The following is a 25314-nucleotide window of genomic DNA, read 5'->3' as shown; positions in this document are numbered from 1 at the left end:
TCTCCGGAGGCAGCCCGAGGCCACACCCTTGATCAGCGCGCGTGCAGCAGCGCAAGCAGGACGACCACGACGCAGGCGAGCGCCGCCGTGGTCAGCTTCCAGAACATCAGCGGGCTGCGCTCCAAGAGCGGCGTGATCCGCGTGTCGAGATAGGCCGGATTGGGCGTGCGAAGCTCGAAGACGAATTCGGACAGATCCTGGTGCCGCTTGTAGGGATCCGGGTTGAGCGCGCGCCTGAGCGCGCCGTCGACCCACGCAGGCACGTTGCGGTTGTCGTCGGCCGAACGGTACTTGAGCCTTCGCACGTCCGGCTTGCGCCGGATCCTGGCGACCTGCGTGCCATAGGGAAGCTTTCCCGTCAGCATCTGGTAGCAGATCACCGCCAGCGAAAACATGTCGGAGCGCGGCGAGCCGCCCTCGCCGAGAAAATATTCCGGCGCCGTGTACTGAACCGTACCCAGGATGTCGTCGGCCTCGCCCGGCGGCGCGGCCTCTGCGACGCCCGCCACCCTGACCGATCCGAAATCGATGATCTTCGCGGTGCCGGTCTTGTCGATCAGGATGTTGTCGGGCCTGAGATCCTGATGCAGCATCTCCATGCGATGGAAGGCGCGCAGGCCCGATGCGATCTGCTCGATCAGTCCGCGCACGGTTTCGAGATCGGGGCGCGGATTGTCGGTCATCCACTGCCTCAGGGTCTGGCCTTCGACGAATTCGGTTGCGACATAGAGATAGCTGCGCCGCCGCGACTGTGACAGCGGCTTCAGCACGTGCGGACTGTCGATCCGGCGCGCAATCCATTCCTCCATCAGGAAGCGTTTGAGATAGGCGGCATTGTCGCGCAAATCGATCGACGGCAGCTTGAGCGCGACCGGCTGCTCGGTCTCGGCGTCGACGGCAAGGTAGATATGGCTGCGGCTGCTGCCGTGGATTTCCCGGACGATCCTGTAGCCGTCGAACATCGCCCGCGGCTCCGGCAGCGGAGGCAGCGGCAATTGTGAGGTCTGATTGAAGATGCCGGCCGGCTCGCGCTGCGGTACCGCATCGATACGGAGGATCTGGACGGTGATGTTGTCGTCGCTGCCGCGCCGGTAGGCTTCCTCGACGATCGCCTTCGCCGCCCCGTCGAGCTCGGCTGCATGCTCGCCGAGCGCGTTCGTGATGAAGCGCGCATCGACGAATTCATAGGCGCCGTCGGTCGCCAGCAGGAACGTGTCGCCGGCCTCGATCTCGAAACTCTGGTAATCGATCTCGAGCTGCGGATTGATGCCGAGCGCGCGGCCGAGATAGGTCTGCTCTGAGGAGACGATGATCCGGTGATCGTCGGTCAACTGCTCGAGCGCCTTGCCGGCGACGCGGTAGACCCGACAGTCGCCGACATGGAAGATGTGCGCGGTGGTCGCCTTGATGACCATGGCGCTCAGCGTGCAGACGTAGCCCTTGTCGCGGTCATAGGCGTATTGGCTCTTGCGCGTCTGCGCATGGAGCCAGGAATTGGTCGCATCCAGAACGCGGCGCGCGGAGGTCTTCACCGTCCAGGATTCCGACGTGCAGTAATAGTCCATCAGGAAGCTCTTGACCGCCGACTCGCTGGCGATCTGGCTCACCGTGCTGCTGGAGATGCCGTCGGCGAGGACGGCCGCAATGCCCTTCAGGCTGAGCATCGGCTCGTCCGGAATCAGGACGCCGTGAAAATCCTGGTTGACGGGCTTGCGACCCTTGTCGGAATGCTGGCCGACCGAGATGTGAAGTCCGCGGGTCATCGTCATCACCGGCAGAAGGGAGCCTCACCCTGCTCGGGCGAGGCTCCCCTGTCGAGACGTTGTTTGATCAGGCCGCGACGCGGGGATGCGTGGCCTTGCCGGGCTGGCGCTTCGGCAGGGTCATGACGTGCGTGGCGTAGAGCGTCATGCCGGTGAAGGCGAGACCGCCCACGAGGTTACCCAGCACGGTCGGGATCTCGTTCCAGATGAAGTAGTCCATGATCGAGAACTTGGCGTGGAGCATCAGCCCCGACGGGAACAGGAACATGTTCACGACGGAATGCTCGAACACCATGTAGAAGAACACCAGGATCGGCATCCACATCGCGATGACCTTGCCGGGGACCGACGTCGAGATCATGGCGCCGACGACACCGGTCGAGACCATCCAGTTGCAGAGCATGCCGCGAATGAACAGCGTCGCCATGCCGGCCGCGCCGTGCGCTGCATAGCCGAGCGTTCGGCCTTCGCCGATATTGCCGATCGCCGCGCCGACCTTGTCCGGGTCCTGCGTGAAGCCGAAAGTCGTGACGAAGGCCATCATGAAGGCCACCGTAAGGGCGCCCGCGAAATTGCCGATGAAGACAAGACCCCAGTTCCGCAATACGCCGCCGACGGTAACGCCCGGGCGCTTGTCGATCAGCGCCAGCGGCGCCAGCACGAACACGCCGGTCAAAAGGTCGAAGCCCAACAAATAGAGCATCGAGAATCCGACCGGGAACAGCAACGCGCCGATGATCGGCTGGCCCGTGTTCACGTTGATGGTGACGGCGAACCAGGCAGCGAGCGCGAGGATGGCGCCGGCCATGTAGGCCCGAATGATGGTATCCCGGGTGGACATGAAGATCTTGGATTCGCCCGCATCCACCATCTTGGTGACGAATTCCGAAGGCGCGAGATACGACATCAATGGTTCCTTTTGCTCGTGTGAATAGATAGCGCGGCGGTTTCGGACGGTACCGTTGTCAGGCCACTGCCTCCGCACGAGCCGGCGAACCGGGAATCTGCGGGCCAAAGGAATTCGGAATCTCGCTTGGGATCGCGTGACGACGACTGCGCCAAAACGGGCCCAGCGAAGCAATATTGCTCTCCCCGAGTTTCAGCCTTTGGAGGCCTCAACATGTCGGCGGACCGCAGTCGTCGTTGACTGAGTGGTTATTCTGGAAGCAATCCATGTGCCAGATGATGGGCCGGGGATCGCGACGGCCTGCTGGCGCGGTTGTGGCGCGTTTTGGCCACCCTTGCATGCCGAGCGGAGCACCGACGGACCAAGGTTCAGAAGAGACGAAAAGTCAGGTCTGCCTAATTGTTGTGCGGTGCACAAAGACTGAGCGGTTAGCCGAATTTGACGGCGCGCCGAGATTTGTCACCAACAGCCTCCTCGGCACAACGCTCTGTTTTTGCTTGGTATTGTCGAATTGTTCGCTCTGGCACGCTTTTTGTTTGAGAAGGCGCGACGCCATCGATGCCGTCCCTCGAAGATCTCCATCCGAATTGTGACTTCCGCCATCCGGGGCCTCCCCGGAGACGTGCCGCCGTGCGCGTCGTGTGGTCGGCATGTGCGGATGGTCGCTCCGGTCACAAAGGATCACCACATTCAATGACGAAGCCAACTGATCAGTCCTCGCGCAGCGGTCGTCACGGCCACCATCTTGGGGGAGCCAGCGCGAACGCGCTTATGCTGCTCGACCGCCGCACGTTCCTCGCCGCAGGCACCGTCGCCGCGGCGTTTGCTGTCGCTCCCGGCCGCGTCCGCGCCGCCGCGCTCAAGCCCGAAAAGGACGAACTGAAGCTCGGCTTCATCAAGCTCACTGACATGGCGCCGCTCGCCGTCGCCAAGGAGAACGGGTACTTCGAGGACGAAGGTCTATTCGTCACGCTGGAGGCGCAGGCCAACTGGAAAGTTCTGCTCGACCGCGTCATCAGCGGCGAACTGGATGGCGCGCACATGCTGGCGGGCCAACCGCTGGCGGCCACGATTGGCTTCGGCACCAAGGCACACATTATCACGCCGTTCTCGATGGACTTGAACGGCAACGCCATCACGGTCTCGAACGAGATCTTCGCGATGATGAAGCCGAACATCCCGAAGGATGCGAGCGGCAAGCTCGTGCATCCGATCAAGGCCGATACGCTGCGCCCGGCGATCGAGAAGCTGAAAGCCGACGGCAAGTCCTTCAAGATGGGCATGGTCTTCCCGGTGTCGACCCACAATTACGAGCTGCGCTACTGGCTTGCGTCGGGCGGCATCAATCCCGGCTATTATTCGTCCGGCGACGTGACCGGAACGGTCGCGGCCGAAGCGCTGCTGTCGGTGACGCCGCCGCCGCAGATGCCGGCGACGCTCGAAGCCGGCACCATCAACGGCTACTGCGTCGGCGAGCCCTGGAACCAGGCCGCGGTGTTCAAGGGCATCGGCGTTCCCGTGATCACCGACTACGAGATCTGGAAGAATAATCCGGAGAAGGTGTTCGGCATCACTGCGGCCTTTGCCGAGAAGAATCCCAACACCGTGCTGGCCCTGACCAAGGCGCTGATCCGTGCCGCGATGTGGCTGGACGAGAATGCCAACGCCAATCGCGCCAAGGCCGTCGAGCTGTTGTCGAAGCCCGAATATGTCGGCGCCGACAAGGCGGTCATCGCCAACTCGATGACCGGCACCTTCGAATACGAGAAAGGCGACAAGCGCTCCATTCCCGACTTCAATGTGTTCTTTCGCTATTTCGCGACCTATCCCTACTATTCCGACGCCGTCTGGTATCTGACGCAGATGCGCCGCTGGGGGCAGATCGCGGAGGCCAGGGACGACACATGGTACGAGGCAACGGCCAAAAGCGTGTACCGTCCGGACATCTATCTTTCCGCGGCCAAGCTCCTGATCGCCGACGGCAAGGCGAAGAAGGAAGATTTCCCCTGGGAGAGCGACGGTTATCGCGCGCCGACCGCGGAATTCATCGATGGCCTCAGCTACGACGGTCGCAAGCCCAACGCCTACATCGACAGCCTGAAGATCGGTCTGAAGGGCAAGCAGAAGATCGACGGCGCCAAGGTCATCGACGGCTGACGCGCATGAGCCGGGCCGCCGTCAGGCCGGCCCGGCCTCCTTACTCGAAGTCGGGCGATGAACGCCGGGGGACAAGGCTATGGCAGTGGTTACCGACTACATCGACCTGAGCGCAGAGGAACGCAAGCGCGCCCGCCGGGAGCGGGTGTTCGCGCGCATCAACGCGGCGGCGATCTATCTCAACATCCTCGGACTGGGATGGCTCGTGCCGCTGGCACGCATCGCGGCCGGCGACAGCGTCAAGCCGCAGTTGAAGGAGCTGCGCCAGGGATTGCTGGTGCCGTTGATCGGCATCGGCGTCTTCCTTCTAGCGTGGGCCTGGGCCGCGCCGCGGGTCAAGACGTCGCTCGGCGCCATCCCCGGGCCGGCCGAGGTCTGGACGCAGGCCGGAAACCTCTACGCCGATCATCTGGCCGAGCGCGCCAAGCAAGCGGCCTTCTATGAGCGCCAGGACGCACGCAACGCCAAGGTGGTGGCCGACGGTCATCCCGAGGATGTCCGGCATCGCGGCTATGCCGGCAAGCCGACTTATTTCGACCAGATCCTGACCAGCCTCCTGACGGTGGCGCTCGGCTTTGCCGTAGCGACGCTTGTCGCGGTGCCGCTCGGCATTCTGTGCGGCCTCTCCCGGACCATGAACGGTGCTCTCAACCCGCTGATCCAGATATTCAAGCCGGTATCGCCGCTTGCGTGGTTGCCGATCGTGACCATGGTGGTCTCGGCGCTTTACGTGAACCCGTCGGAATTGCTGCCGAAGTCGCTGGTCATCTCCGCCATCACGGTGACGCTGTGTTCTTTGTGGCCGACGTTGATAAACACTGCGCTTGGAGTGGCTTCGATCGACAAGGACCTGCTCAACGTCGGGCGCGTGCTGCAGCTGCCGACATGGCGCACCGTCACCAAGCTGGTTCTGCCAAGTTCGCTGCCGCTGATCTTCACCGGATTGCGACTCTCTCTCGGCGTGGGCTGGATGGTGCTGATCGCGGCGGAAATGCTCGCGCAGAATCCGGGCCTTGGGAAGTTCGTCTGGGACGAGTTTCAGAACGGCTCGTCGCAGTCGCTGGCGCGGATCATCCTGGCTGTCCTGACGATCGGTATCATCGGCTTCCTGCTTGATCGCGTGATGTACGCGCTCCAGTCCGCTTTCACCTTTTCCAGCCAGCGCTGAGGCCCCGATGTCGTTCCTGTCGCTGAAGGGGCTCTGCAAGGGCTACGGTGCCGGCGCCAAGCGCACCAACGTGCTGTCGAACGTCAATCTTGAGGTCGCCGAGGGCGAATTCATCGCCATCGTGGGCTTCTCGGGCAGCGGCAAGACGACGCTGATCTCGGCGATCGCCGGGCTGGTGCAGCCGGATGCCGGCGAGATCACGCTCAAAGGCAAGCCGGTCGCGGGGCCCGGGCCGGACCGCGGCATCGTGTTTCAGTCGTACTCGCTGATGCCGTGGCTTACGGTACGCGGCAACATCGCTCTCGCTGTCGATCAGGTGTTTGCCCGCGAAAGCAAGGCTCAGCGCGCCGGCCGCATCGACCGCTACATCGATATGGTCGGGCTGTCGCACGCGGCGACCCGCCTGCCGGTGGAGCTGTCCGGTGGCATGCGCCAGCGCGTCGCCGTTGCGCGTGCGCTCGCAACCAGCCCTGAGATCTTGCTGCTCGACGAGCCGCTGTCGGCGCTCGACGCGTTGACCCGCGCGAAGCTCCAGGACGAGATCGTTGACATCTGGTCGCGCGAGAAGCGCACCGTGGTGCTGGTTACCAATGACGTCGACGAAGCGATCCTGCTCGCCGATCGCATCATTCCGTTGTTGCCGGGTCCGAACGCCACGCTCGGCCAGCAGTTCAAGGTCGACATCCCGCGCCCGCGCGACCGGTCCTCGATCAACGAGGATCCGCATTTCAAGCGGCTGCGGCAGGCCGTCACCGGCTATCTCCTGGACGTCGTGAACGAGCGCTCGGCCAATGCCGATGCGACGGTTCGTACCCTCCCCAACGTTGTGTCCATCACGCAGATGGACAAGCCGCCGACGGCCTATCAGAAGGCGGCCACTGCGGTCACGTTCAATACAGATCGCTATCTCGAATTCTCCCAGCTCTCGAAGGTCTATCCGACGCCGACGGGGCCGCTGACCATCGTGGAGAACTTCGATCTCAAGGTTCGCAAGGGCGAGTTCATCTCGGTGATCGGTCATTCCGGCTGCGGCAAGTCGACGGTGCTGTCGATGACCGCCGGTCTCAACGAGGTCTCGCTCGGGGGCATCATTCTCGATGGCCGAGAGGTGACGACGGCCGGTCCCGACCGTGCGGTCGTATTCCAGGCGCCTTCACTGTTTCCCTGGCTCACGGCACGTGAGAACGTTGCGCTCGGTGTCGACCGCGTCTATCCGCACGCCACGCGGCGGCAGCGCGACGAGATCGTCGACTATTACCTCGAGCGGGTTGGGCTTGCGGATTCATTCGACAAGTCGGCCGCGGCGATGTCCAACGGCATGCGCCAGCGGGTCGGCATTGCGCGCGCCTTCGCGCTGTCGCCGAAGTTGCTGTTGCTGGACGAGCCGTTCGGCATGCTCGACAGCCTCACCCGCTGGGACCTCCAGGAGGTGCTGATGGAGGTCTGGAAGCGCACGCAGGTGACGGCGATGTGTGTGACCCATGATGTCGACGAGGCGATCCTGCTTGCCGATCGGGTGGTGATGATGACCAACGGGCCGAACGCCCGGATCGGTCACATCATGGAGGTCGACATTCCACGGCCGCGCACGCGAAAGGCCCTGCTCGAGCACCCCAACTACTACCGATATCGCCGCGAGCTGCTCGATTTTCTCGAGGCTTACGAGCATGGAGCCGTGTCAAAGGCGCCGAAGACACAAGCCGTCAATCCAGAAGCGGCGTGAGCAGGCGCGCATGCACGTTCAAATCATTTGCACCAAGCTCAATCCTTGTGCGTCGCACAAGGATTGAGCGAATCGCAAAATTTGCATGCGAAATTGGCCTGCAAACATTTCGGGCAATTCGAACAAGCCTCTGAATTCCCTGTATTTCCCGATAACGCGCAACTGGCACGGAAATTGAAATGCTTTAGCGCGACGCCAACGACGACGTCCCTCAACATCATCAATCAGCATCGTAACTCGCCACCGGGGTGAAGCCCCGGAGCGCGCCTCCGTGGCCGGAGGCTGAGCCTGCAACGACGCAGCGGTGAGACTGGAAGGGATATTCTTCAATGACCAAGAGTCCGACTGGAAATCAAACCTGGATTTCTGACTGGCGCCCCGAAGATGAGGCGTTCTGGAATGCGACCGGCAAGACCATCGCGCGACGCAACCTGATCTGGTCGATCGTGGCCGAGCATATCGGCTTTTCGGTCTGGCTGATCTGGAGCATCGTCACCACGAAGCTGCCGCAGGCGGGCTTCCATTACACCACCGACCAGCTGTTCCAGCTCGTCGCCGTGCCGGGCCTGATCGGCGCGTTGATGCGCTTTCCCTACACCTTCGCGGTGACGACGTTCGGCGGCCGCAACTGGACCATCTTCAGCGCGGCGATCCTGTTCATCCCGACGCTCTCGCTCGCCTATTTCGTGAGCCAGCCGGATACGCCGTTCTGGCTGATGCTGCTGATCGCCTCGACCGCCGGTCTCGGCGGCGGCAATTTCGCCTCCAGCATGACCAACATCTCGTTCTTCTTCCCCGACAAGATGAAGGGATGGGCGCTGGGCCTCAACGCAGCCGGCGGCAATATCGGCGTCTCCAGCGTGCAGCTGCTGACCCCGATCCTGATGACGCTCGCGGTCATCAACCTGTTCCAGGCCACGCCGGTCGACGGCGTGTTCCTTCAGAACGCCGGCCTGATGTGGGTGCTGCCGATCGCGATCGCGGTGTTCGGCGCGGTGTTCTTCATGAACAACCTGACCACGGCGAAGTCGTCGATCAGGAACCAGCTCGCGGTGGTCAAGCGCAGGCACACCTGGATCATGGCATATCTCTATATCGGCACGTTCGGATCCTTCATCGGCTACTCGGCCGCGTTTCCGCTGCTGATCAAGACCCAGTTCCCGCAAGTCACGATCGCGATCGCGTTCCTGGGGCCGCTGGTCGGCTCGCTGTCGCGCCCGTTCGGCGGCTGGCTCGCCGACAGGATCGGCGGCTCGGTCATCACGTTCTGGAATTTCATCGTGATGGCAGGCGCCACGGTCGGCGTGCTCTACTTCGTCGGGCAGAAGGATTTCATCGGCTTCCTGTCGATGTTCCTGATCCTGTTCGTGACGACGGGCATCGGCAACGGCTCGACCTACCGCATGATCCCCTCGATCTTCCGCGAGCAGAATTTGTTCAGGGTGCGCGGCAAGGGCGATGCGGAGCGCGCGATCGCGTTGAAGACGGCGAGCATCGAGAGCGGCGCGGCGGTCGGCTTCATCGGCGCGGTCGGCGCCGTCGGCGGCTATCTGATCCCGAGCGGCTTCGGCAAGTCGATCGCGCTGACCGGCGGCCCGCAGCTCGCGCTGGCGATCTATCTCGGCTTCTACGCCTCCTGCCTCGCACTGACCTGGTGGTTCTACCTGCGTCGCAGCCCGCAGGGCGAAGGCGCGCCAAGCCTTGCTGGAGCAAGGGTGTAACGCTTGGTACGAATCTCGCTTCTCCCCGTACGCGGGGAGAAGCATTGCCCGACAGTTTGACCATGAACCTGGTTCGCAATGGCGCGCACCAAGGCAAACCCAACAGGCAGGAGAATATCATGACGCCAGAACAGATCACCCTCGTCCAGCAGAGCTTCGCCAAGGTCGCGCCGATATCGGAAACGGCCGCGGTGCTGTTCTACGACCGCCTGTTCGAGGTGGCGCCGTCCGTGCGTGCGATGTTTCCCGAGGACATGACCGAGCAGCGCAAGAAGCTGATGGGCATGCTCGCCGCCGTCGTCGGCGGCCTGTCGAACCTGGACTCGATTCTTCCCGCGGCCTCGGCGCTCGCCAAGCGTCACGTCGCCTATGGCGCCAAGGCCGAGCACTATCCCGTGGTCGGCGCGACCTTGCTGTGGACCCTGGAGAAGGGGCTCGGCGAAGCCTGGACGCCCGAACTCGCCACGGCCTGGACCGATGCCTATGGCGTGCTGTCCGGCTACATGATGTCCGAAGCCTATGGCGCCAAGGCGCAGGCTGCCGAATAGGAGATGCCTTGTGAGTGAACCGCTGGTCATCGTCGGCAACGGTATGGCGGCCGCGCGTCTGGTCGACGAGCTCGCCAAGACCGCGCTCGGCCGCTACGCGGTCGCCGTGATCGGCGAAGAGCCGCGGCTCGCTTACAATCGCGTGCTGCTCTCCTCCGTGCTGGCCGGCGAGACCGGCTCGCACGAGATCGAGCTGCGGCCGGCCGACTGGTGGCGCCATCGCGGCGTCACGGTACGCTACGGCTATCGCGTTACCGAGATCGACACCGGCCGCCGCGAGCTCAAGATCGAAGGCGAAGAGAGCATGGAATATTCCAAGCTCGTGCTCGCCACCGGCTCGACCCCGCTGCGGCTCAACGTGCCGGGCGCCGATCTTGCCGGCGTGCACACTTTTCGCGACACCCGCGATGTCGATCTGCTGCTGACGCTCGCCGCGGCCAGGAAACGCGTCGTCGTGGTCGGCGGCGGTCTGCTCGGGCTTGAAGCGGCTTACGGTCTTGCCAAGGCCGGCGCCCCGGTGACGCTGCTGCACCTGATGGACCGGCTGATGGAGCGTCAGCTCGATGCGCCCGCGGCCGATCTGCTGAAGACGCTGGTCGAGCGCAAGGGCATCCGCATCCTGCTCGATGCATCGACTGCCCGTATCCATGGCGAACGTCACGTCGAGGCCGTCGAACTTGCCGACGGCACGCGTATCGAGGCCGATGCGGTCATCTTCGCCGCCGGCATCAGGCCGAATGTGGCGCTTGCCAGGGATGCCGGTATCGCGGTCAACCGCGGCATCGTCGTCAACGACGAGATGCAGACCGCCTCGCCGGACATCTACGCCCTCGGCGAATGTGCCGAGCATCGCGGCACCTGCTACGGCCTGGTCGAGCCCGCCTACGAGCAGGCGCGCGTGCTGGCGCGGCATCTTGCCGGTCGGCCCGCCGCCTATCCGGGCAGCGTGGTCTCGACCAATCTGAAGGTGTCGGGCGTCAGCGTGTTCTCGGCCGGCGATTTCATGGGCGGGGAGGGCAGCGAGAGCCTCGTGCTGTCAGATCGCAGGCGCGGCACCTACAAGAAACTCGTCATTGCCGACGGCCGGCTCACCGGCGCCGTGCTGATCGGCGATACCGTCGATGCGCTCTGGTATCTCGAGCTGATCCGCAATCGCGACAAGGTGACGGCGATCCGTACCGACATGATGTTCGGCCGCGCGCTGGCGCGTCCTTCCAAGGCGGCTTGACAAGGCGGGTTGATATGACAGCGATCGATCCCACGCTCCGCACCACCAAGACGACCTGTCCCTATTGCGGCGTCGGCTGCGGCGTGCTGGCGACCCCCGACGGCAGGGGCGGCGCGGCGGTCGTCGGCGATCCCGATCATCCCGCCAATTTCGGCCGGCTGTGCTCGAAGGGGTCCGCGCTCGGCGAGACCGTCGGGCTGGAAAGCCGTCTGCTCTATCCGATGATCCGCTGCAAGGGCGCGCTCGAGCGCGTTGCCTGGAGCGATGCGCTTGACCACATCGCCCATCGCATGCAGCACATCGTCGCGCGCGACGGCGCCGACGCGGTCGCGTTCTATCTCTCCGGCCAGCTCCTGACCGAAGACTATTACGTCGCCAACAAGCTGATGAAGGGCTTTGTCGGCACCGCCAATGTCGACACCAATTCGCGGCTCTGCATGTCGTCCTCGGTCGCCGGTCATCGCCGCGCCTTCGGCGCCGACACCGTGCCCGGCTGCTATGAGGATCTCGACGAGGCCGATTTGCTCGTGTTCGTCGGCTCGAACGCGGCCTGGTGCCATCCGGTGCTGTTCCAGCGCATGCTGAAGAACCGGCAGGAGCGCGGTGCGCGCATGATCGTGATCGATCCGCGCCGCACCGATACCGCCACGGACGTCGACCTTTTTCTCGGTCTCAAGCCCGGCACCGACACCGCGCTGTTCTGCGGCCTGTTCGTGCATCTCGTCGACCATGGTGCGCTCGATCAGGACTACATCGCGCAATACACCTCGGGCTTCGACGACGCGCTGGCGCGCGCACGCAACATCGCCGGCAGCGTCACCGCGACTGCGCTGGCGACGGGGCTGTCCGAGCAGGACATCGCGACCTTCTTCAAGATGTTCCGCGACACGCCGCGCGTCGTGACGCTCTATTCGCAGGGTGTCAACCAGTCGGCGCAGGGGACAGACAAGGTCAACGCGATCCTGAACTGCCATCTTGCCACGGGCCGTATCGGCAAGCCCGGCGCCTCGCCGTTCTCGCTCACCGGCCAGCCCAACGCGATGGGCGGCCGCGAGGTCGGCGGCCTCGCCAACCAGCTCGCCGCGCACATGAACTTCACGCCGCCCGACATCGACCGTGTCAGGCGATTCTGGAAGGCGCCGCGCATCGCCACCCATGAGGGATTGAAGGCGGTACAGCTGTTCGAGGCCATCAATCGCGGCGAGGTCAAGGCGCTGTGGGTGATGGGCACCAATCCGGCGGTGTCGTTGCCCGACGCCGACTTCGTGCGCGAAGCGCTGAAGAAGCTCGAGCTGTTCGTGATCTCCGAGAACGTGCTCTCCAACGACACGGTCGAGGCCGGCCCGCATGTGCTGCTGCCGGCGCTTGCCTGGGGCGAGAAGTCGGGCACCGTCACCAACTCCGAGCGCCGCATCTCGCGCCAGCGCTCGTTCCTGCCGGCACCGGGCGAGGCGCGGCCGGACTGGTGGATTCTCAGCGAGACCGCCAAACGTCTCGGCTTCGGCGACAGCTTCAATTACAAATCCGCCGCGGATATTTTCCGCGAGCACGCGGCGCTCTCGGCGTTCGAGAACAATGGCAGCCGCGACTTCGATATCGGCGCGCTCACTGCGCTGTCCGATGATGGGTTCGACGCCTTGGACCCCGTGCAGTGGCCTGCCCGCGAAGGCGAGGCACCGGGCGAGCGCTTCTTTGCCGGCGGCGGCTTCTTCACCAATGACGGCAGGGGCCGTTTCGTCGCGCCGGAAGTGCCGGCGCTGCGCGGCGAGACCGGGCCGTCGCGGCCGTTGCGGCTCAACACCGGCCGCATCCGCGACCAGTGGCACACCATGACCCGCACGGGCCTCAGCCAGCGGCTGGGCGCGCATCTGCCCGAGCCGTTCGTCGAGATTCATCCCGACGACGCCAGCAAATACAGCATCGCCCATGACGGCTTCGCCCGTATCACCACCGATTACGGCCAGTGCATCCTGAAGGTCGTCGTCAGCGACCGCCAGCAGCGCGGCACGCTGTTCGCGCCGATCCACTGGAGCGCGATGAATGCCTCGCACGGCCGCGTCGGCGCGCTGGTCGCACCGTTCACCGATCCGTTCTCGGGGCAACCGGAATCCAAGGCGACGCCGGCCGCGATCGCGCCGTATGAATACGTCTTCCGCGGCTTTGCGCTGTCGCGCAAGCAGCTCGATCTGCCGCCGAACCTGATGTGGACCCGCGTCACCGTGAGCGGCGGCTTCGGCTATCTGTTCGCCGACAATGCGGATCTGTCGCGCTGGCCGGCCTGGCTCGACAGCGTTGCCGGCGAGGACGTCGCCGACTATCGCGATTTCGGCGGCGGCGTCTACCGCGCGGCGTCGTTTGTGGGCGACCGCATCGAGACCTGCCTGTTCGTCGGCCCCGCGCATGATGCCGGCGATTGGGAGGTGGTGAAGAGCCTGTTCGTGGCCGACCACGTCACCGACGAGCAGCGCCGCATGCTGCTGTCCGGCAAGTCCAGTGAGGGCGCAGCTTCGACGGGTCCCGTTGTCTGCGCCTGCTTCGGCGTCGGCCGCGGCACCATCTGCGACACCATCGTCGCAGGCGCCCGCACGGCCGCCGAGATCGGCGCAAAGCTCAAGGCCGGCACCAATTGCGGCTCCTGCATCCCGGAGCTGAAGCGCCTGATCGCAACGACGGAGGTTGCGCCGGTGAAGCAGGCCAAGCTCGCGGGCGCCGCGGGCTAGGCGCTGCTCTCGCCGTCGTCATTGCGCGCCAACGGGTCCGCGCGAAGCGCGGCCCGATGACGGGCTCCGTGAAGCAATCCGGAGTTCCTCCGCGGTGGGCAGTCTGGGTTGCTTCGCCTCCGCCTTCGCTCTTCGAGCTACGGCGGACAGGGCGCTCGCAACGACGGGGTTGATGGAGGCGTGCTTCCTATCTTTCCGTCGTCGTCCACCCATTGCCCCGATCAGTTGCTGAAGCGCACCGCCGCCACCATCTACTGCGGCAACATCTCCCTGTGGTAATGGGTCCTGGCTTTCGCCAGGACGACATAGATTTCGGAGACGAACATGAACACACATGCCTTCGGCAAGACCGGCGCCAACGTCTCCGTCATCGGGCAGGGCACCTGGTATCTCGACCACGGCGACCGCAAACGCGCCATCGCTGCGCTTCAGCGCGGACTCGATCTCGGCATGACCCATATCGATACCGCTGAAATGTATGGCGATGCGGAACTCGTCATAGCCGATGCGATCGCGGGCCGGCGCGACGACGTGTTCCTGGTTTCAAAGGTGCTGCCGAGCAACGCCTCGCGGCGCGGAACCATCACCGCGTGCGAGCGCTCGCTGAAGCGGCTGAAGACCGATCGTCTCGATTGCTATCTGCTGCACTGGCGCGGTTCCTATCCGCAGGAAGACACCGTGGCCGCCTTCGAAGAGCTGGTGAAGGCTGGCAAGATCAAATCGTGGGGCGTCTCCAATTTCGACGCAGACGATCTCGACGAGATGCTCGATGTCGCCGGCGAAGGCCGGATCGCCTGCAACCAGGTGCTCTATCATCTGAAGGAACGCGCGATCGAGCATGCGGTGATCCCGTGGTGCGCGCAGCATGGTGTCGCCGTGGTCGCCTATTCGCCGTTCGGTCATGACGATTTCCCAGCTGATGGCAGCAAGGGCGGCGCCGTGCTGGCGCGCATCGCAGAGGCGCGTCGTGCGACACCGCGTCAGGTCGCGCTGAGCTTCCTCACCCGTGCGACTACGGTGTTCGCGATCCCGAAGGCATCGTCTTCGGAACACGCCGGCGAAAATGCCGCGGCCGGCGATCTCATGCTGACGAAAGAGGAGATTGCTGCGCTGGATGCGGCGTTTCCGCGCGGTCCGAAGCCGCGCGGCCTACCAATGCTGTAGTGCAGCAAACGGGCAAATTAACGGAGTATTGACGCGCGCGGACCTCAGCGCATATCGGCATCCTGTTTTCGGAAGTTGTGAAACCGGCGCATTTGTCGTTTTTTAAGGCCGTCCCCGATTCGCATTTTCCAGAGTTCCAGCCGTGACTCCGCCGCCCGCCGCAGCCGTTAGGCTCGACAGTATTTCCGTGCCCATGCCCGAGAAGAAGAGCGTCGGCCGTCGTGCTCCTGCGCGCGTCGATCATCCCTTCAAGGGTATCGCGCTTGTGCTGCTGTCGACGATCTTTCTAGGTTGCTCCGACGTCACCGCGAAATATCTGTCGACGAGCCTGCCGTCGATCGAGATCACCTGGATCCGCTTCGTGACGTTCGCGCTGATGTTCACGCCGGTGATGCTGCCGGGCTCGCCGCTGCATGCGATGCGCACCGAGCGCCTCGGCCTGCAACTGATGCGCGGTGCCGCGCTGCTCGGCTCCTCGCTGTTCTTCATCACGGGCCTGAGCTTCCTCCCCATCGCGGAAGCGTCCGCGACCGGCTTCGTCTCGCCGCTGTTCGTCACCGCGCTGTCGATCGTCTTCCTGAGCGAGAAGGTCGGTATGCGCCGCTGGATCGCGACCGCGATCGGCCTGACGGGCGTGCTGATCATCCTGCGGCCGGGCTCCAGCGCGTTTCACGTCGCCGCGTTCTTCCCGATCATCTCGGCATTCTGCTGGGCCGCGGCGCTGATCCTGACACGCATGATGAGCGGCCGCGAAGCCGTCCTCACCACCATGGCCTATTCCGCGCTCACGGGTCTTGCGATTCTCAGTGTGATGGTGCCGTTCGTCTGGGTGACTCCGACCTGGACTGCAATCGGGCTTGGCATCGTGATCGGCGTTGCCTCGACCGTCGGCCAGTGGATCATCGTGTTGGCCTATCGCTACGGCGACGCCTCGGTGCTGGCGCCGTTCTCCTACACGCAATTGCTCTGGGTCAGCATTCTGGGCTTCTTCATCTTCGGCGAAGTGCCTGATGTCTGGACCGTCGTGGGTGCGGCCTTCATCGTCGCCAGCGGTCTCTACATCGCCCACCGCGAGCGCGTCCGCCGTGCCCAGCTCCTGGTGCTGGAAGAGCGTTCCCCAAACGCCTGAAGCAATATCACGGCTTCCGCTTCGTGCTATCAACGGCTCCAACAACACGGGAGGAGCCGGATGCGCGCTGCGATCTTCAGGAACGGTGAGATTATCGTCGACGAAATGGCCGAGCCGACGCCGGGCAACGGCCAGGTGCTGGTCAAGACGCTCGCCTGCGGCATCTGCGGCTCCGACCTGCACGCGCGCCAGCACGCCCATCGCATGGTGGAGATGGCGCGAAAGACCGGGCGCAAGCCGATGGACCTCACCCGCGACGTCGTGTTCGGCCACGAGTTCTGCTGCGAGATCGTCGACTACGGCCCCGGCACCGCGCGCAAGCTGAAGCCCGGCACACGCGTCTGCTCGCTGCCAGCGCTCGTGACGCCGCAGGGCATCGAAGGCATCGGCTATTCCAACGACAATGTCGGCGGCTATGCCGCGGCGATGCTGCTCAGCGAGCCGCTGCTGCTCGAAGTACCCAATGGACTTGCGCCCGAACATGCCGCGCTGACCGAGCCTCTCGCCGTCGGCGTCCACGCCGTGGCGAAAGCCAACATAAGCGGTGGCGAAGTGCCGCTCGTGATCGGCTGCGGTCCGGTCGGGCTGGCGGTGATCGCGGCGCTCAGGATCAGGGGCCTGCATCCGATCGTCGCCGCCGACTATTCGCCGGCGCGGCGCGCCCTCGCGGCCAGGCTCGGCGCCAATATCGTGGTCGATCCAAAAGTGTCGCAGCCCTATGCGACCTGGGCCGAGCATGCGCAGATGTCCGAGGCCGAGAAGGCGGCGCGGCCGCCGCTGCAGGCGATGCTGCCCGCACTCAAGCCCGCGATCATCTTCGAATGCGTCGGCGTGCCCGGACTGTTGCAGCAGGTGTACGAGGGCGCGCCGCGCGATGCCAGGATCGTCGTGGTCGGCGTCTGCATGGAAAGCGACAAAAGCGAGCCGATGCTCGGCATCATGAAGGAGCTCAACGTCCAGTATGTGCTCGGCTACACGCCGGACGAGTTCGCAGCTTCATTGCGCCTGATCGCCGAAGGGCAGGTGGATGCGGCAGCGATGGTGACGGCGCAAATCGGCATCGATGGCGTCGCAAAAGCCTTCGCCGACCTCGCCAATCCCGAGGCGCACACCAAGATCATCGTGCAGCCGTGGCGGTGACGGTCCTGTAGGATGGGCAAAGCATAGCGTGCCCGCCATTCCCATCACAAGCGCGGACGCATGGTGGGCACGGCGCTACGCGCCTTTGCCCACCCTGCGAGATCTTCTTCAGTACTTCGACGGCACGTACATCTCCGGCGGAATTGGGCCGCGGTGATAGTCCGGATTGCGGACGCGCGGCGGCAGCACCACCGGCACGCGTGCGACCTCCTGGTACGGCATCTGGCTCAGGAAGTGAGCGATGCAGTTGAGCCGGGCGCGCTTCTTGTCCACGGCATCCACGATCCACCACGGCGAATCCGGCAGGTGCGTGTGCTCCAGCATCGTCTCCTTGGCCTTGGTGTACGCCTCCCAGCGGCTGCGCGCCTCGACGTCCATCGGGCTCAGCTTCCACTGCTTCAGTGGATCCCTGATGCGCATGCTGAAGCGGAACTGCTGCTCGTCGTCGGTGATCGAGAACCAGTACTTGACCAGGACGATGCCGGAGCGGATCAGCATCCGCTCGAACTCCGGCACCGTCTTGAAGAACTCCTGGTACTCGTCCTCGGAGCAGAAGCCCATCACCCGCTCGACGCCGGCGCGATTGTACCAGCTGCGGTCGAACAGCACGATCTCGCCGCCGGCCGGCAGGTGCGAGACGTAGCGCTGGAAGTACCATTGCGTGCGTTCGCGCTCGCTCGGCGCCGGCAGCGCGGCGACGCGGCAGATCCTGGGATTGAGGCGCTGGGTGATGCGCTTGATGACGCCGCCCTTGCCGGCGGAGTCGCGGCCCTCGAACAGCACGACGACCTTCTTCTTTTCGCTCTGCACCCAGTCCTGGAGCTTCACGAGCTCGCCCTGGAGCCGCAGCAACTCCTTGAAATAGAGCCTGCGATCCACCGTCGGACTGAGCGTGTCGTTCTCGTCCAGGAGCTCGTCGAGCCGGCTGTCGTCCAGCTCGAGCTCCAGCTCCTCGTCGAGATTGTCGGCCATTTCCTGGTAGATGCGCTCGCGCATGGCGGTGGTGGGGCGATCGGCTGCGGTCATGGGTCATTCTCTCGGCTCGGGTGCCAATCCCCACGACCATCGATGGGGTTTATTGCGCCCATGTGACACCGGCGGCCGGCCGGTTCCGAAATGGGCCGGGCAAGCCGTCACACCGGCAATGCGATCGAATATTTGACCTGGCTCAGCGCAAAGCTCGACTCGATCGAAGCGATGCCGTCGAGCCGGGTCAGCTTGGTCTTCAGGAATGTCTCGTATGACGCGAGGTCGGCCGCGACCACGCGCAGCAGGTAGTCGCGGTTGCCGGTCATCAGATAGCACTCCAGCACCTCGTCCCATTTCGAGATCGCGCGCGCGAAGCGGTTGAGGTCCTCCTCCTTCTGCCGCGCCAGCTTGATCGAGATGAACACGCTGACATGCAGCCCCAGCGCCTTCTGGTCGACGGTCGCGATGTAGCGCGAGATCACGCCGCGCTCCTCCAGCAGCTTGACCCGGCGATGGCAGGGCGAGACCGAGAGCCCGACCTTGTCGGCGAGTTCCTGCATGGTCAGTCGGCTGTCGTTCTGGAGCAAGGCGAGGATCTTGCGGTCGATGGCGTCGAGGTCCGGCATTGGGATGAAACCTGTATTCTGTGGGCATGCTTTGGTAAATTATCCCAATATCAGCGGGTATGGCGCGAAAAATTGAGAAGTTTGGCGCGCTCCGCAGGGGTATGATCGGGGCCTTGTTTTCCGGAGCATCGCCATGCCCGTTGAGTCCGCTCGCCTTGAAACCCTGACCGCGCTGGCCCGCAAGGCGCTGTGGCTGTCGTCATGGACCATCCACCACGCCAACCACATCCGCCCGAACTCGGACGGCCTGAAGGTCGGCGGCCACCAGGCCTCGTCAGCCTCGTTGGCAACCATCATGTCGGCGCTGTATTTCCACGTGCTGAAGCCCGAGGACCGCGTCGCGGTGAAGCCGCATGCGAGCCCGGTGTTTCACGCCATCCAGTATCTGTTCGGTCGCCAAACCCGCGACAAGCTGGAGAATTTCCGCGGCTTCAAGGGCGCGCAATCCTATCCTTCCCGCACCAAGGACGTCGACGACGTCGACTTCTCGACCGGCTCGGTCGGCCTCGGTGTCGCGCAGACGCTGTTCGCCTCGCTGGTGCAGGACTACGTCAAGGCGCATGGCTGGATGAAGGATCGCCGCGAGGGGCGGATGATCGCGCTCGTCGGCGACGCCGAGATGGACGAGGGCAACATCTTCGAGGCGCTTGCGGAGGGCTGGAAGCACGGCCTGCGCAATACCTGGTGGGTGGTGGACTATAACAGGCAGTCGCTCGATGCCGTCGTCCGCGAAGGGCTCTGGGAAAAATTCGAGACCATGTTCCGCAATTTCGGCTGGGACGTGGTGATCGTGAAATACGGCCGCCTGATGCGCGAGGCCTTTGCCGAGCCCGGCGGCGAGGCGTTGAAGCGCTGGATCGACAATTGCCCGAACGCACTCTATGCGGCGCTGTGCTTCCAGGGCGGCGCGGCCTTCCGCAAGCATCTGCACGACGAGATCGGCGACCAGGGCCCGATCACAAGGCTGATCGACAAGCGCAGCGACGACGAGCTACTGGCACTGATGTCGAATCTCGGCGGCCACGACATGGCGAGCATGCTGGACGCCTTCGAATCCATCGACCACGACCGCCCGGTCTGCTTCATCGCCTACACCATCAAGGGCGTCGGCCTGCCGTTCCAGGGCCATAAGGACAATCATGCCGGCCTGATGACGGTCGCGCAGACGGAGAAGTATCGCGAGAGCCAGAATATCCGCCCGGGCCACGAATGGGACAGATACGAGGGCCTCGCGCAGGATGCCGCCGAGCTCGACGCCTTCCTCGCGCGCGTGCCGTTCAACCAGGATGGCCGCCGGCTGACCGCGCCCGTGGTCGAGGTGCCCTCGCAGCTCGCGTTCAAGCCATCGGCGCAGATGTCGACCCAGCAGGGCTTCGGCCTCGTCCTGAACGAGATCGCGCGCGACGACAGTGAACTCGCCAGCCGCATCGTCACGACCTCGCCCGACGTCACCGTCTCGACCAATCTCGGCCCCTGGGTGAACCGCCGCGGCCTGTTCGCGCGCGGCGAGAAGGCGGATTTATTCCGCAGCGAGAAAATTCCCTCCACCTTCAACTGGGACTTCTCGCCCAAGGGCCAGCATCTCGAGCTCGGCATCGCCGAGATGAACCTGTTCATCATGCTCTCCGCACTCGGCCTGTCGCACCAGATCAACGGCGAGCGGCTGCTGCCGGTCGGTACGCTCTACGATCCCTTCATCGAGCGCGGGCTCGATGCGCTGAATTACGCCTGCTATCAGGATGCCCGCTTCATGGTGGCGGCGACGCCGTCCGGCATCACGCTCGCACCGGAAGGCGGCGCGCACCAGTCGATCGCGACGCCGCTGATCGGCATGGCGCAGGACGGCCTTGCCTCGTTCGAGCCGGCCTTCGTCGATGAGCTCGCCGTGATCATGGGTTGGGGTTTCAACCACATGCAGCGCGATCCGGGCGAGGGTGGTTCCGTTTACTTGAGGCTCTCGACGCGCAGCATCGAGCAGGCGCAGCGGATCATGACACCGGAGCTGGAGCAGGGCATCACCGACGGCGCCTATTGGCTGCGCAAGCCGGGCCCGAATGCCGAACTCGTGATCGCCTATACCGGCGCGGTGGCGCCCGAAGCGATCGAGGCGACCGGCTTCATCGGCGAGAGCCGCCGCGACATCGGCCTGCTCGCGATCACCTCGGCCGATCGCCTGCATGCTGGCTGGACCGCCGCGCGAAAATTGCGGCGCGATCGGCGCGGCGTGCAGCATCTCAGCCACATCGAAAAGCTGCTGGCGCCGCTGCCGCGCGACTGCGGCATCGTGACCGTGATCGACGGCCATCCGGCAACCCTCGGCTGGCTCGGCAGCGTTCGCGGCCACCGCGTCGAGGCGCTCGGCGTCGAGCAGTTCGGCCAGACCGGCACCATCGCCGACCTCTATCGCCACTACGGCATCGACGCCAACGCCATCATCGATGCGGCCGAAAGCCTCACCACCGGCGCGCCGGTGCTGCATCGGAAGATGGCAGTGTAATGGAAATAACGGGGTCGTCATTCCGGGGCGCGCGAAGCGCGAGCCCGGAATCCATAGCCACCATCGGGAGTATGGAGTCCGGGCCCGAGCCAAGAGGGCGCGTCCCGGAATGACGACCGAGGGAGCCTTGCCTCGTTCCCGCCATCGGCTCATATAACCTCCGTCCGCCGCAACGCTGGCCCCGCATATGGCGGGTTCAATTGTCGGCGCTTTCGTGCAAGGATGCCTGCCGAAACGCCCCCCAAGCCCCCAAGAAGAGGTTAACGATGGTCAATCGCATGCAATTCTACATCGACGGCGCCTGGGTCGATCCCGCCGTCAAGAAGTCGACCGCCGTGGTCAATCCGGCGACGGAAGAGGCGATGTACGAGGTTGCGCTGGGCTCCAAGGCCGACGTGGACAAGGCCGTTGCCGCCGCCAAGCGCGCCTTTGCAACCTTCTCCCAGACCAGCCGCGAGGAGCGTGTCGCGCTGCTCACGAAAGTCATCGAGATCTACAAGGGCCGTCTCAAGGAGATCGGCGCCGCCGTGTCCGACGAGATGGGGGCGCCGCTGCCGATGGCCGAGAAACTCCAGGCCGGTGCTGGCCTCGGCCATCTCATGACTACGCTCGACGTGCTCAAGAACTATCATTTCGAGGAGCCGGTCGGCACCGCCATGGTGCTGCGCGAGCCGGTTGGTGTGGTCGGCATGATCACGCCCTGGAACTGGCCGCTGAACCAGATCGCCTGCAAGGTCGCGCCCGCGCTTGCCGCCGGCTGCACCATGATCCTGAAGCCGTCGGAGTTCACGCCCACCTCGGCGCTGATCTTCGCGGAGATCCTCCATGAAGCCGGCGTGCCGAAGGGCGTGTTCAACCTCGTCAACGGCCTCGGCCCCGAGGTCGGCGCCGCCATGAGCGAGCATCCCGACATCGACATGATCTCGTTCACGGGCTCGACCCGCGCCGGCATCGACGTTGCCAAGCGCGCAGCGCCGACCGTGAAGCGCGTCAGCCAGGAACTCGGCGGCAAGTCGCCGAACGTCATCCTCGAAGGCGCCGACCTCACGAAGGCGGTGACCGGCGGCGTGATGCACATGTTCAACAACTCCGGCCAGTCGTGCAACGCGCCCTCGCGCATGATCGTGCCGGCCTCGAAGATGAAGGAAGTCGCCGCGATCGCGAAGGCCGTCGCCGACAAGACCAAGGCCGGCGATCCCCGCGCCGAAGGCACCACCATCGGCCCCGTGGTCAATCGCGGCCAGTGGGACAAGATCCAGGGCCTGATCAAGAAGGGCATCGACGAGGGCGCAACGCTCGTCGCCGGCGGCCCGGGCCTGCCCGAGGGCGTCAACAAGGGCTTCTACGTCCGTCCGACCATCTTCGCCGACGTCACCCCCGACATGACGATCGCCCGCGAAGAGATCTTCGGACCGGTGCTGACCATCATCGGCGCCAAGGACGAAGCCGAGGCCGTGCAAATCGCCAACGACACGCCCTATGGGCTCGCGGGCTACGTCACGGGCGCTTCGGTCGAGGACGCCAAGCGCGTCGGCCGGCAGATCCGCGCCGGCAACGTCAACCTGCAGGGCGTGCCCAACGACCGCACCGCGCCGTTCGGCGGCTACAAGCAGTCGGGCAACGGTCGCGAGTGGGGCAAGTACGGCCTCGAGGACTTCCTCGAAGTGAAGGCGGTCGCCGGCTTCAACGCGGCGTAAGCGTTAGCTCCTGAACAGACAGACGCCGGAGCGGGAAACCGCTCCGGCGTTTTTCGTTCCGGCATCTCTAACCGCCGTCATTGCGAGCGAAGCGAAGCAATCCAGAATTGGTCCGCGGAGACAGTCTGGATTGCTTCGTCGCAAGCCCTCCTCGCAATGACGAGAGGCGTGACGACCGAGAACCTATCCCCCCACCGCGCCCTGCGTGTTCACATACAGCGCGTAGATCGACTGGCTCGCGGCCATGAACAGGCGGTTACGCTTGACGCCGCCGAAGCAGAGATTGGCGCAGCGCTCGGGCAGCGCGATGCGGCCGATCATGACGCCATCAGGTGCGAACACCACGACGCCGTCGAGCTCGGGATCGCCCATGCCCCAGCCGCACCAGAGATTGCCGTCGATGTCGCAGCGCATGCCGTCAGGCGTGCCGGGGCCCGCATCGATGTGCACGCGCTTGTTGGAGATCGTGGTACCATCCGCCGAGACGTCATAGGCGAGGATTTTGCGGTTCGGCACGCCCCGCGATTCCACGACGTAGAGGATTTTCTCGTCCGGCGAGAAGCACAGCCCGTTCGGCCCGAGCACGCCCTCGGCGACGATGGTCGCCTTGCCGGTCGCGGGATCGAGCCGGTAGACGTTCGGATCGATCTCGGGCTCGGCCTTGTAGCCCTCGTAATTGCCGAGCAGGCCGAAGGTCGGATCGGTGAACCAGATCGAGCCGTCCGATTTGACAACGACATCGTTCGGCGAGTTCAGCCGCTTGCCGTTGAATTGATCCATCAGCACGGTGATGCTGCCGTCGTACTCGGTGCGGGTCACGCGCCGTCCGCCATGCTCGCAGGTGACGAGCCGGCCCTGGCGATCCCTTGTGTTGCCGTTGGCGAAATTGGAAGGCTTGCGGAACACCGAGACCGCGCCCGTCTCCTCCTCCCATTTGAGGATGCGCTGGTTCGGGATGTCGCTGCACAGGAGGTAGCGCCCGTCGCCGAACCAGACCGGTCCTTCGGCCCAGCGCAGGCCGGTCGTCAGCCGTTCCACCGCCGAAAGCTTCAGCCAGTATTTTTCGAAGCGGGGATCGAGTGCGTGAATGGCCGGATCTGGATAGTAGCTCGCCGGCCGCCAGCCTGACCGCTCCTGGGTGTGGGACGATGCCTCATTCATGTCGGTTCTCTCGTTTCGTTCCCTCTGGACAATGCTGCTATCATTAGAGACACGTGACGGCAAATCGGTTGAAGCAGCGAGGACTGACATGCGCATCTTGATGACGGGAGCTTCGGGCGGAATCGGAACGCGCCTGCGCAAATTGCTGCCGCCGATCTATCCGGATCTGCTGCTCTCCGATATCCGCAAGCCTGCTGATCTCGGCCCGAACGAGCAGTTCAAGGCGGCGGACCTGTCCGACATGGCGCAGGTGGAGGCGCTCTGCGAGGGCGTCGACGGCATCATCCATTTCGGCGGCTATTCGGTCGAAGGCCCCTGGGACGACATCCTCCAGGCCAACATCATCGGCGGCTACAATCTGTTCGAGGCCGCCTACCGCAAGGGCGTCAAGCGCGTGGTGTTCGCGTCCTCGAACCATGCCGTCGGCTTCTATCCGCGTCACCACAAGATCGGCACCGACGTCACGCCGCGCCCCGACGGCCGCTACGGCGTCAGCAAGGTGTTCGGCGAAGCGCTCGGCGCGCTCTATGCCGACAAGCACGGCCTCAAGGTCACCTGTCTGCGCATCGGCAATTTCGGCGACATGCCGCTCGACCAGCGCCGGCTCGCAATCTGGCTGAAGCCGGAGGATCTGGTGCAGCTCTGCCAGATTGGGCTGGAGCATCCCGACATCCATTTCGAGGTGTTCTACGGCGCCTCGCTCAACGAACGCGCCTGGTGGGACAACCACCGCGCCTACGAATTCGGCTACCGCCCCACCGGCCGCGCCGAGGATTTCCGCGACCACGCGCTGGCCGAGCAGGCCAAGCTGAAGCCCGACCCGGTCGGCGACCACTTCCAGGGCGGCGCATTCTGCAGCAACGAGTTCGACGGCGATGCGAGCCGCATCATCGACTGGAACAAGCGGTAGGCGCTTGACCGGATAGCTGAGCTGCCGCCGCGCTCCCTCCCCCCGTTCTTACGGGGAGAGAGTGGGGTGAGGGGCTGTCTCCGCGG

18 protein-coding genes are annotated in these 25314 nt (G+C 64.5%); 13 read left to right on the top strand and 5 right to left on the bottom strand.

From position 1 onward, the window contains the following. Nucleotides 1–32: 32 nt before the first annotated feature. Together NR187_RS11055 and NR187_RS11050 are read right to left on the bottom strand one after the other, a co-directional pair. Complete coding sequence (locus tag NR187_RS11055; RefSeq protein WP_211382673.1) at nucleotides 33–1769, bottom strand: bifunctional protein-serine/threonine kinase/phosphatase; 1737 nt, start codon at nucleotides 1767–1769, stop codon at nucleotides 33–35. 61 nt (nucleotides 1770–1830) lie between these two features. After that, nucleotides 1831–2670, bottom strand: a complete 840-nt coding sequence (locus NR187_RS11050; RefSeq protein ID WP_211382674.1) for a formate/nitrite transporter family protein — start codon at nucleotides 2668–2670, stop codon at nucleotides 1831–1833. Nucleotides 2671–3363: 693 nt separating this feature from the next. Here NR187_RS11050 and NR187_RS11045 point away from each other — a divergent pair. The 10 genes from NR187_RS11045 to NR187_RS11000 all read left to right on the top strand — a co-directional run bounded on the left by NR187_RS11045 (nucleotide 3364) and on the right by NR187_RS11000 (nucleotide 17368). Further along, on the top strand, nucleotides 3364–4827 hold the full coding sequence (locus NR187_RS11045; RefSeq protein WP_211382675.1) for a CmpA/NrtA family ABC transporter substrate-binding protein: 1464 nt from the start codon (nucleotides 3364–3366) through the stop codon (nucleotides 4825–4827). 79 nt (nucleotides 4828–4906) lie between these two features. Continuing rightward, nucleotides 4907–5995, top strand: a complete 1089-nt coding sequence (locus NR187_RS11040; RefSeq protein WP_211382676.1) for an ABC transporter permease — start codon at nucleotides 4907–4909, stop codon at nucleotides 5993–5995. A gap of 7 nt (nucleotides 5996–6002) precedes the next feature. After that, nucleotides 6003–7718: an ABC transporter ATP-binding protein gene (locus tag NR187_RS11035; protein ID WP_211382677.1), complete on the top strand. Its 1716-nt coding sequence runs from the start codon at nucleotides 6003–6005 to the stop codon at nucleotides 7716–7718. A gap of 329 nt (nucleotides 7719–8047) precedes the next feature. Next, nucleotides 8048–9439 (top strand): MFS transporter, encoded by a 1392-nt coding sequence (locus NR187_RS11030; RefSeq protein WP_211382678.1) that lies wholly within the window; start codon nucleotides 8048–8050, stop codon nucleotides 9437–9439. 119 nt (nucleotides 9440–9558) lie between these two features. Then, nucleotides 9559–9987: a globin family protein gene (locus tag NR187_RS11025; protein ID WP_211382679.1), complete on the top strand. Its 429-nt coding sequence runs from the start codon at nucleotides 9559–9561 to the stop codon at nucleotides 9985–9987. Between the two features lie 10 nt (nucleotides 9988–9997). Beyond that, nucleotides 9998–11215: an NAD(P)/FAD-dependent oxidoreductase gene (locus NR187_RS11020; RefSeq protein WP_211382680.1), complete on the top strand. Its 1218-nt coding sequence runs from the start codon at nucleotides 9998–10000 to the stop codon at nucleotides 11213–11215. Between the two features lie 14 nt (nucleotides 11216–11229). Then, nucleotides 11230–13935 (top strand): nitrate reductase, encoded by a 2706-nt coding sequence (locus tag NR187_RS11015; RefSeq protein WP_211382681.1) that lies wholly within the window; start codon nucleotides 11230–11232, stop codon nucleotides 13933–13935. A 324-nt stretch (nucleotides 13936–14259) separates the two neighbouring features. Then, complete coding sequence (locus NR187_RS11010) at nucleotides 14260–15099, top strand: aldo/keto reductase (RefSeq protein WP_211382682.1); 840 nt, start codon at nucleotides 14260–14262, stop codon at nucleotides 15097–15099. Between the two features lie 187 nt (nucleotides 15100–15286). Then, nucleotides 15287–16228, top strand: a complete 942-nt coding sequence (locus NR187_RS11005; protein WP_211383524.1) for a DMT family transporter — start codon at nucleotides 15287–15289, stop codon at nucleotides 16226–16228. A 60-nt stretch (nucleotides 16229–16288) separates the two neighbouring features. Continuing rightward, a complete protein-coding gene (locus NR187_RS11000) occupies nucleotides 16289–17368 on the top strand; it encodes a zinc-binding dehydrogenase (protein ID WP_211382683.1) in 1080 nt (359 codons plus the stop codon). 108 nt (nucleotides 17369–17476) lie between these two features. Here NR187_RS11000 and ppk2 read toward each other — a convergent pair whose 3' ends face one another. Together ppk2 and NR187_RS10990 are read right to left on the bottom strand one after the other, a co-directional pair. Further along, complete coding sequence (gene ppk2, locus NR187_RS10995) at nucleotides 17477–18394, bottom strand: polyphosphate kinase 2 (RefSeq protein ID WP_256806457.1); 918 nt, start codon at nucleotides 18392–18394, stop codon at nucleotides 17477–17479. A 107-nt stretch (nucleotides 18395–18501) separates the two neighbouring features. Beyond that, the gene (locus tag NR187_RS10990) at nucleotides 18502–18963 is read right to left on the bottom strand and encodes an Lrp/AsnC family transcriptional regulator (protein WP_014497003.1); all 462 of its coding nucleotides are present in this window, start codon (nucleotides 18961–18963) and stop codon (nucleotides 18502–18504) included. Nucleotides 18964–19096: 133 nt separating this feature from the next. Here NR187_RS10990 and NR187_RS10985 point away from each other — a divergent pair, with 133 nt between their 5' ends. Together NR187_RS10985 and NR187_RS10980 are read left to right on the top strand one after the other, a co-directional pair. Next, nucleotides 19097–21460, top strand: a complete 2364-nt coding sequence (locus NR187_RS10985; protein ID WP_256806452.1) for a transketolase — start codon at nucleotides 19097–19099, stop codon at nucleotides 21458–21460. A 266-nt stretch (nucleotides 21461–21726) separates the two neighbouring features. After that, nucleotides 21727–23157, top strand: coding sequence for an aldehyde dehydrogenase family protein (locus tag NR187_RS10980; RefSeq protein WP_211382686.1), 1431 nt, complete (start codon nucleotides 21727–21729; stop codon nucleotides 23155–23157). Between the two features lie 183 nt (nucleotides 23158–23340). Here the strand turns inward: NR187_RS10980 and NR187_RS10975 are convergent, their stop codons facing one another. Next, nucleotides 23341–24318, bottom strand: coding sequence for an SMP-30/gluconolactonase/LRE family protein (locus tag NR187_RS10975; protein WP_211382687.1), 978 nt, complete (start codon nucleotides 24316–24318; stop codon nucleotides 23341–23343). A gap of 88 nt (nucleotides 24319–24406) precedes the next feature. Between NR187_RS10975 and NR187_RS10970 the strand changes: the two genes are divergently transcribed. Further along, nucleotides 24407–25228 (top strand): NAD(P)-dependent oxidoreductase, encoded by an 822-nt coding sequence (locus tag NR187_RS10970; RefSeq protein WP_249128935.1) that lies wholly within the window; start codon nucleotides 24407–24409, stop codon nucleotides 25226–25228. Nucleotides 25229–25314 lie beyond the last annotated feature (86 nt).

It is taken from the genome of Bradyrhizobium sp. Bra64 (assembly GCF_024519875.1).
Lineage (GTDB): Bacteria > Pseudomonadota > Alphaproteobacteria > Rhizobiales > Xanthobacteraceae > Bradyrhizobium > Bradyrhizobium japonicum_G.
Note: the sequence above shows the minus strand (reverse complement) of the source record. Positions and strands in the feature narration are given on the sequence as shown.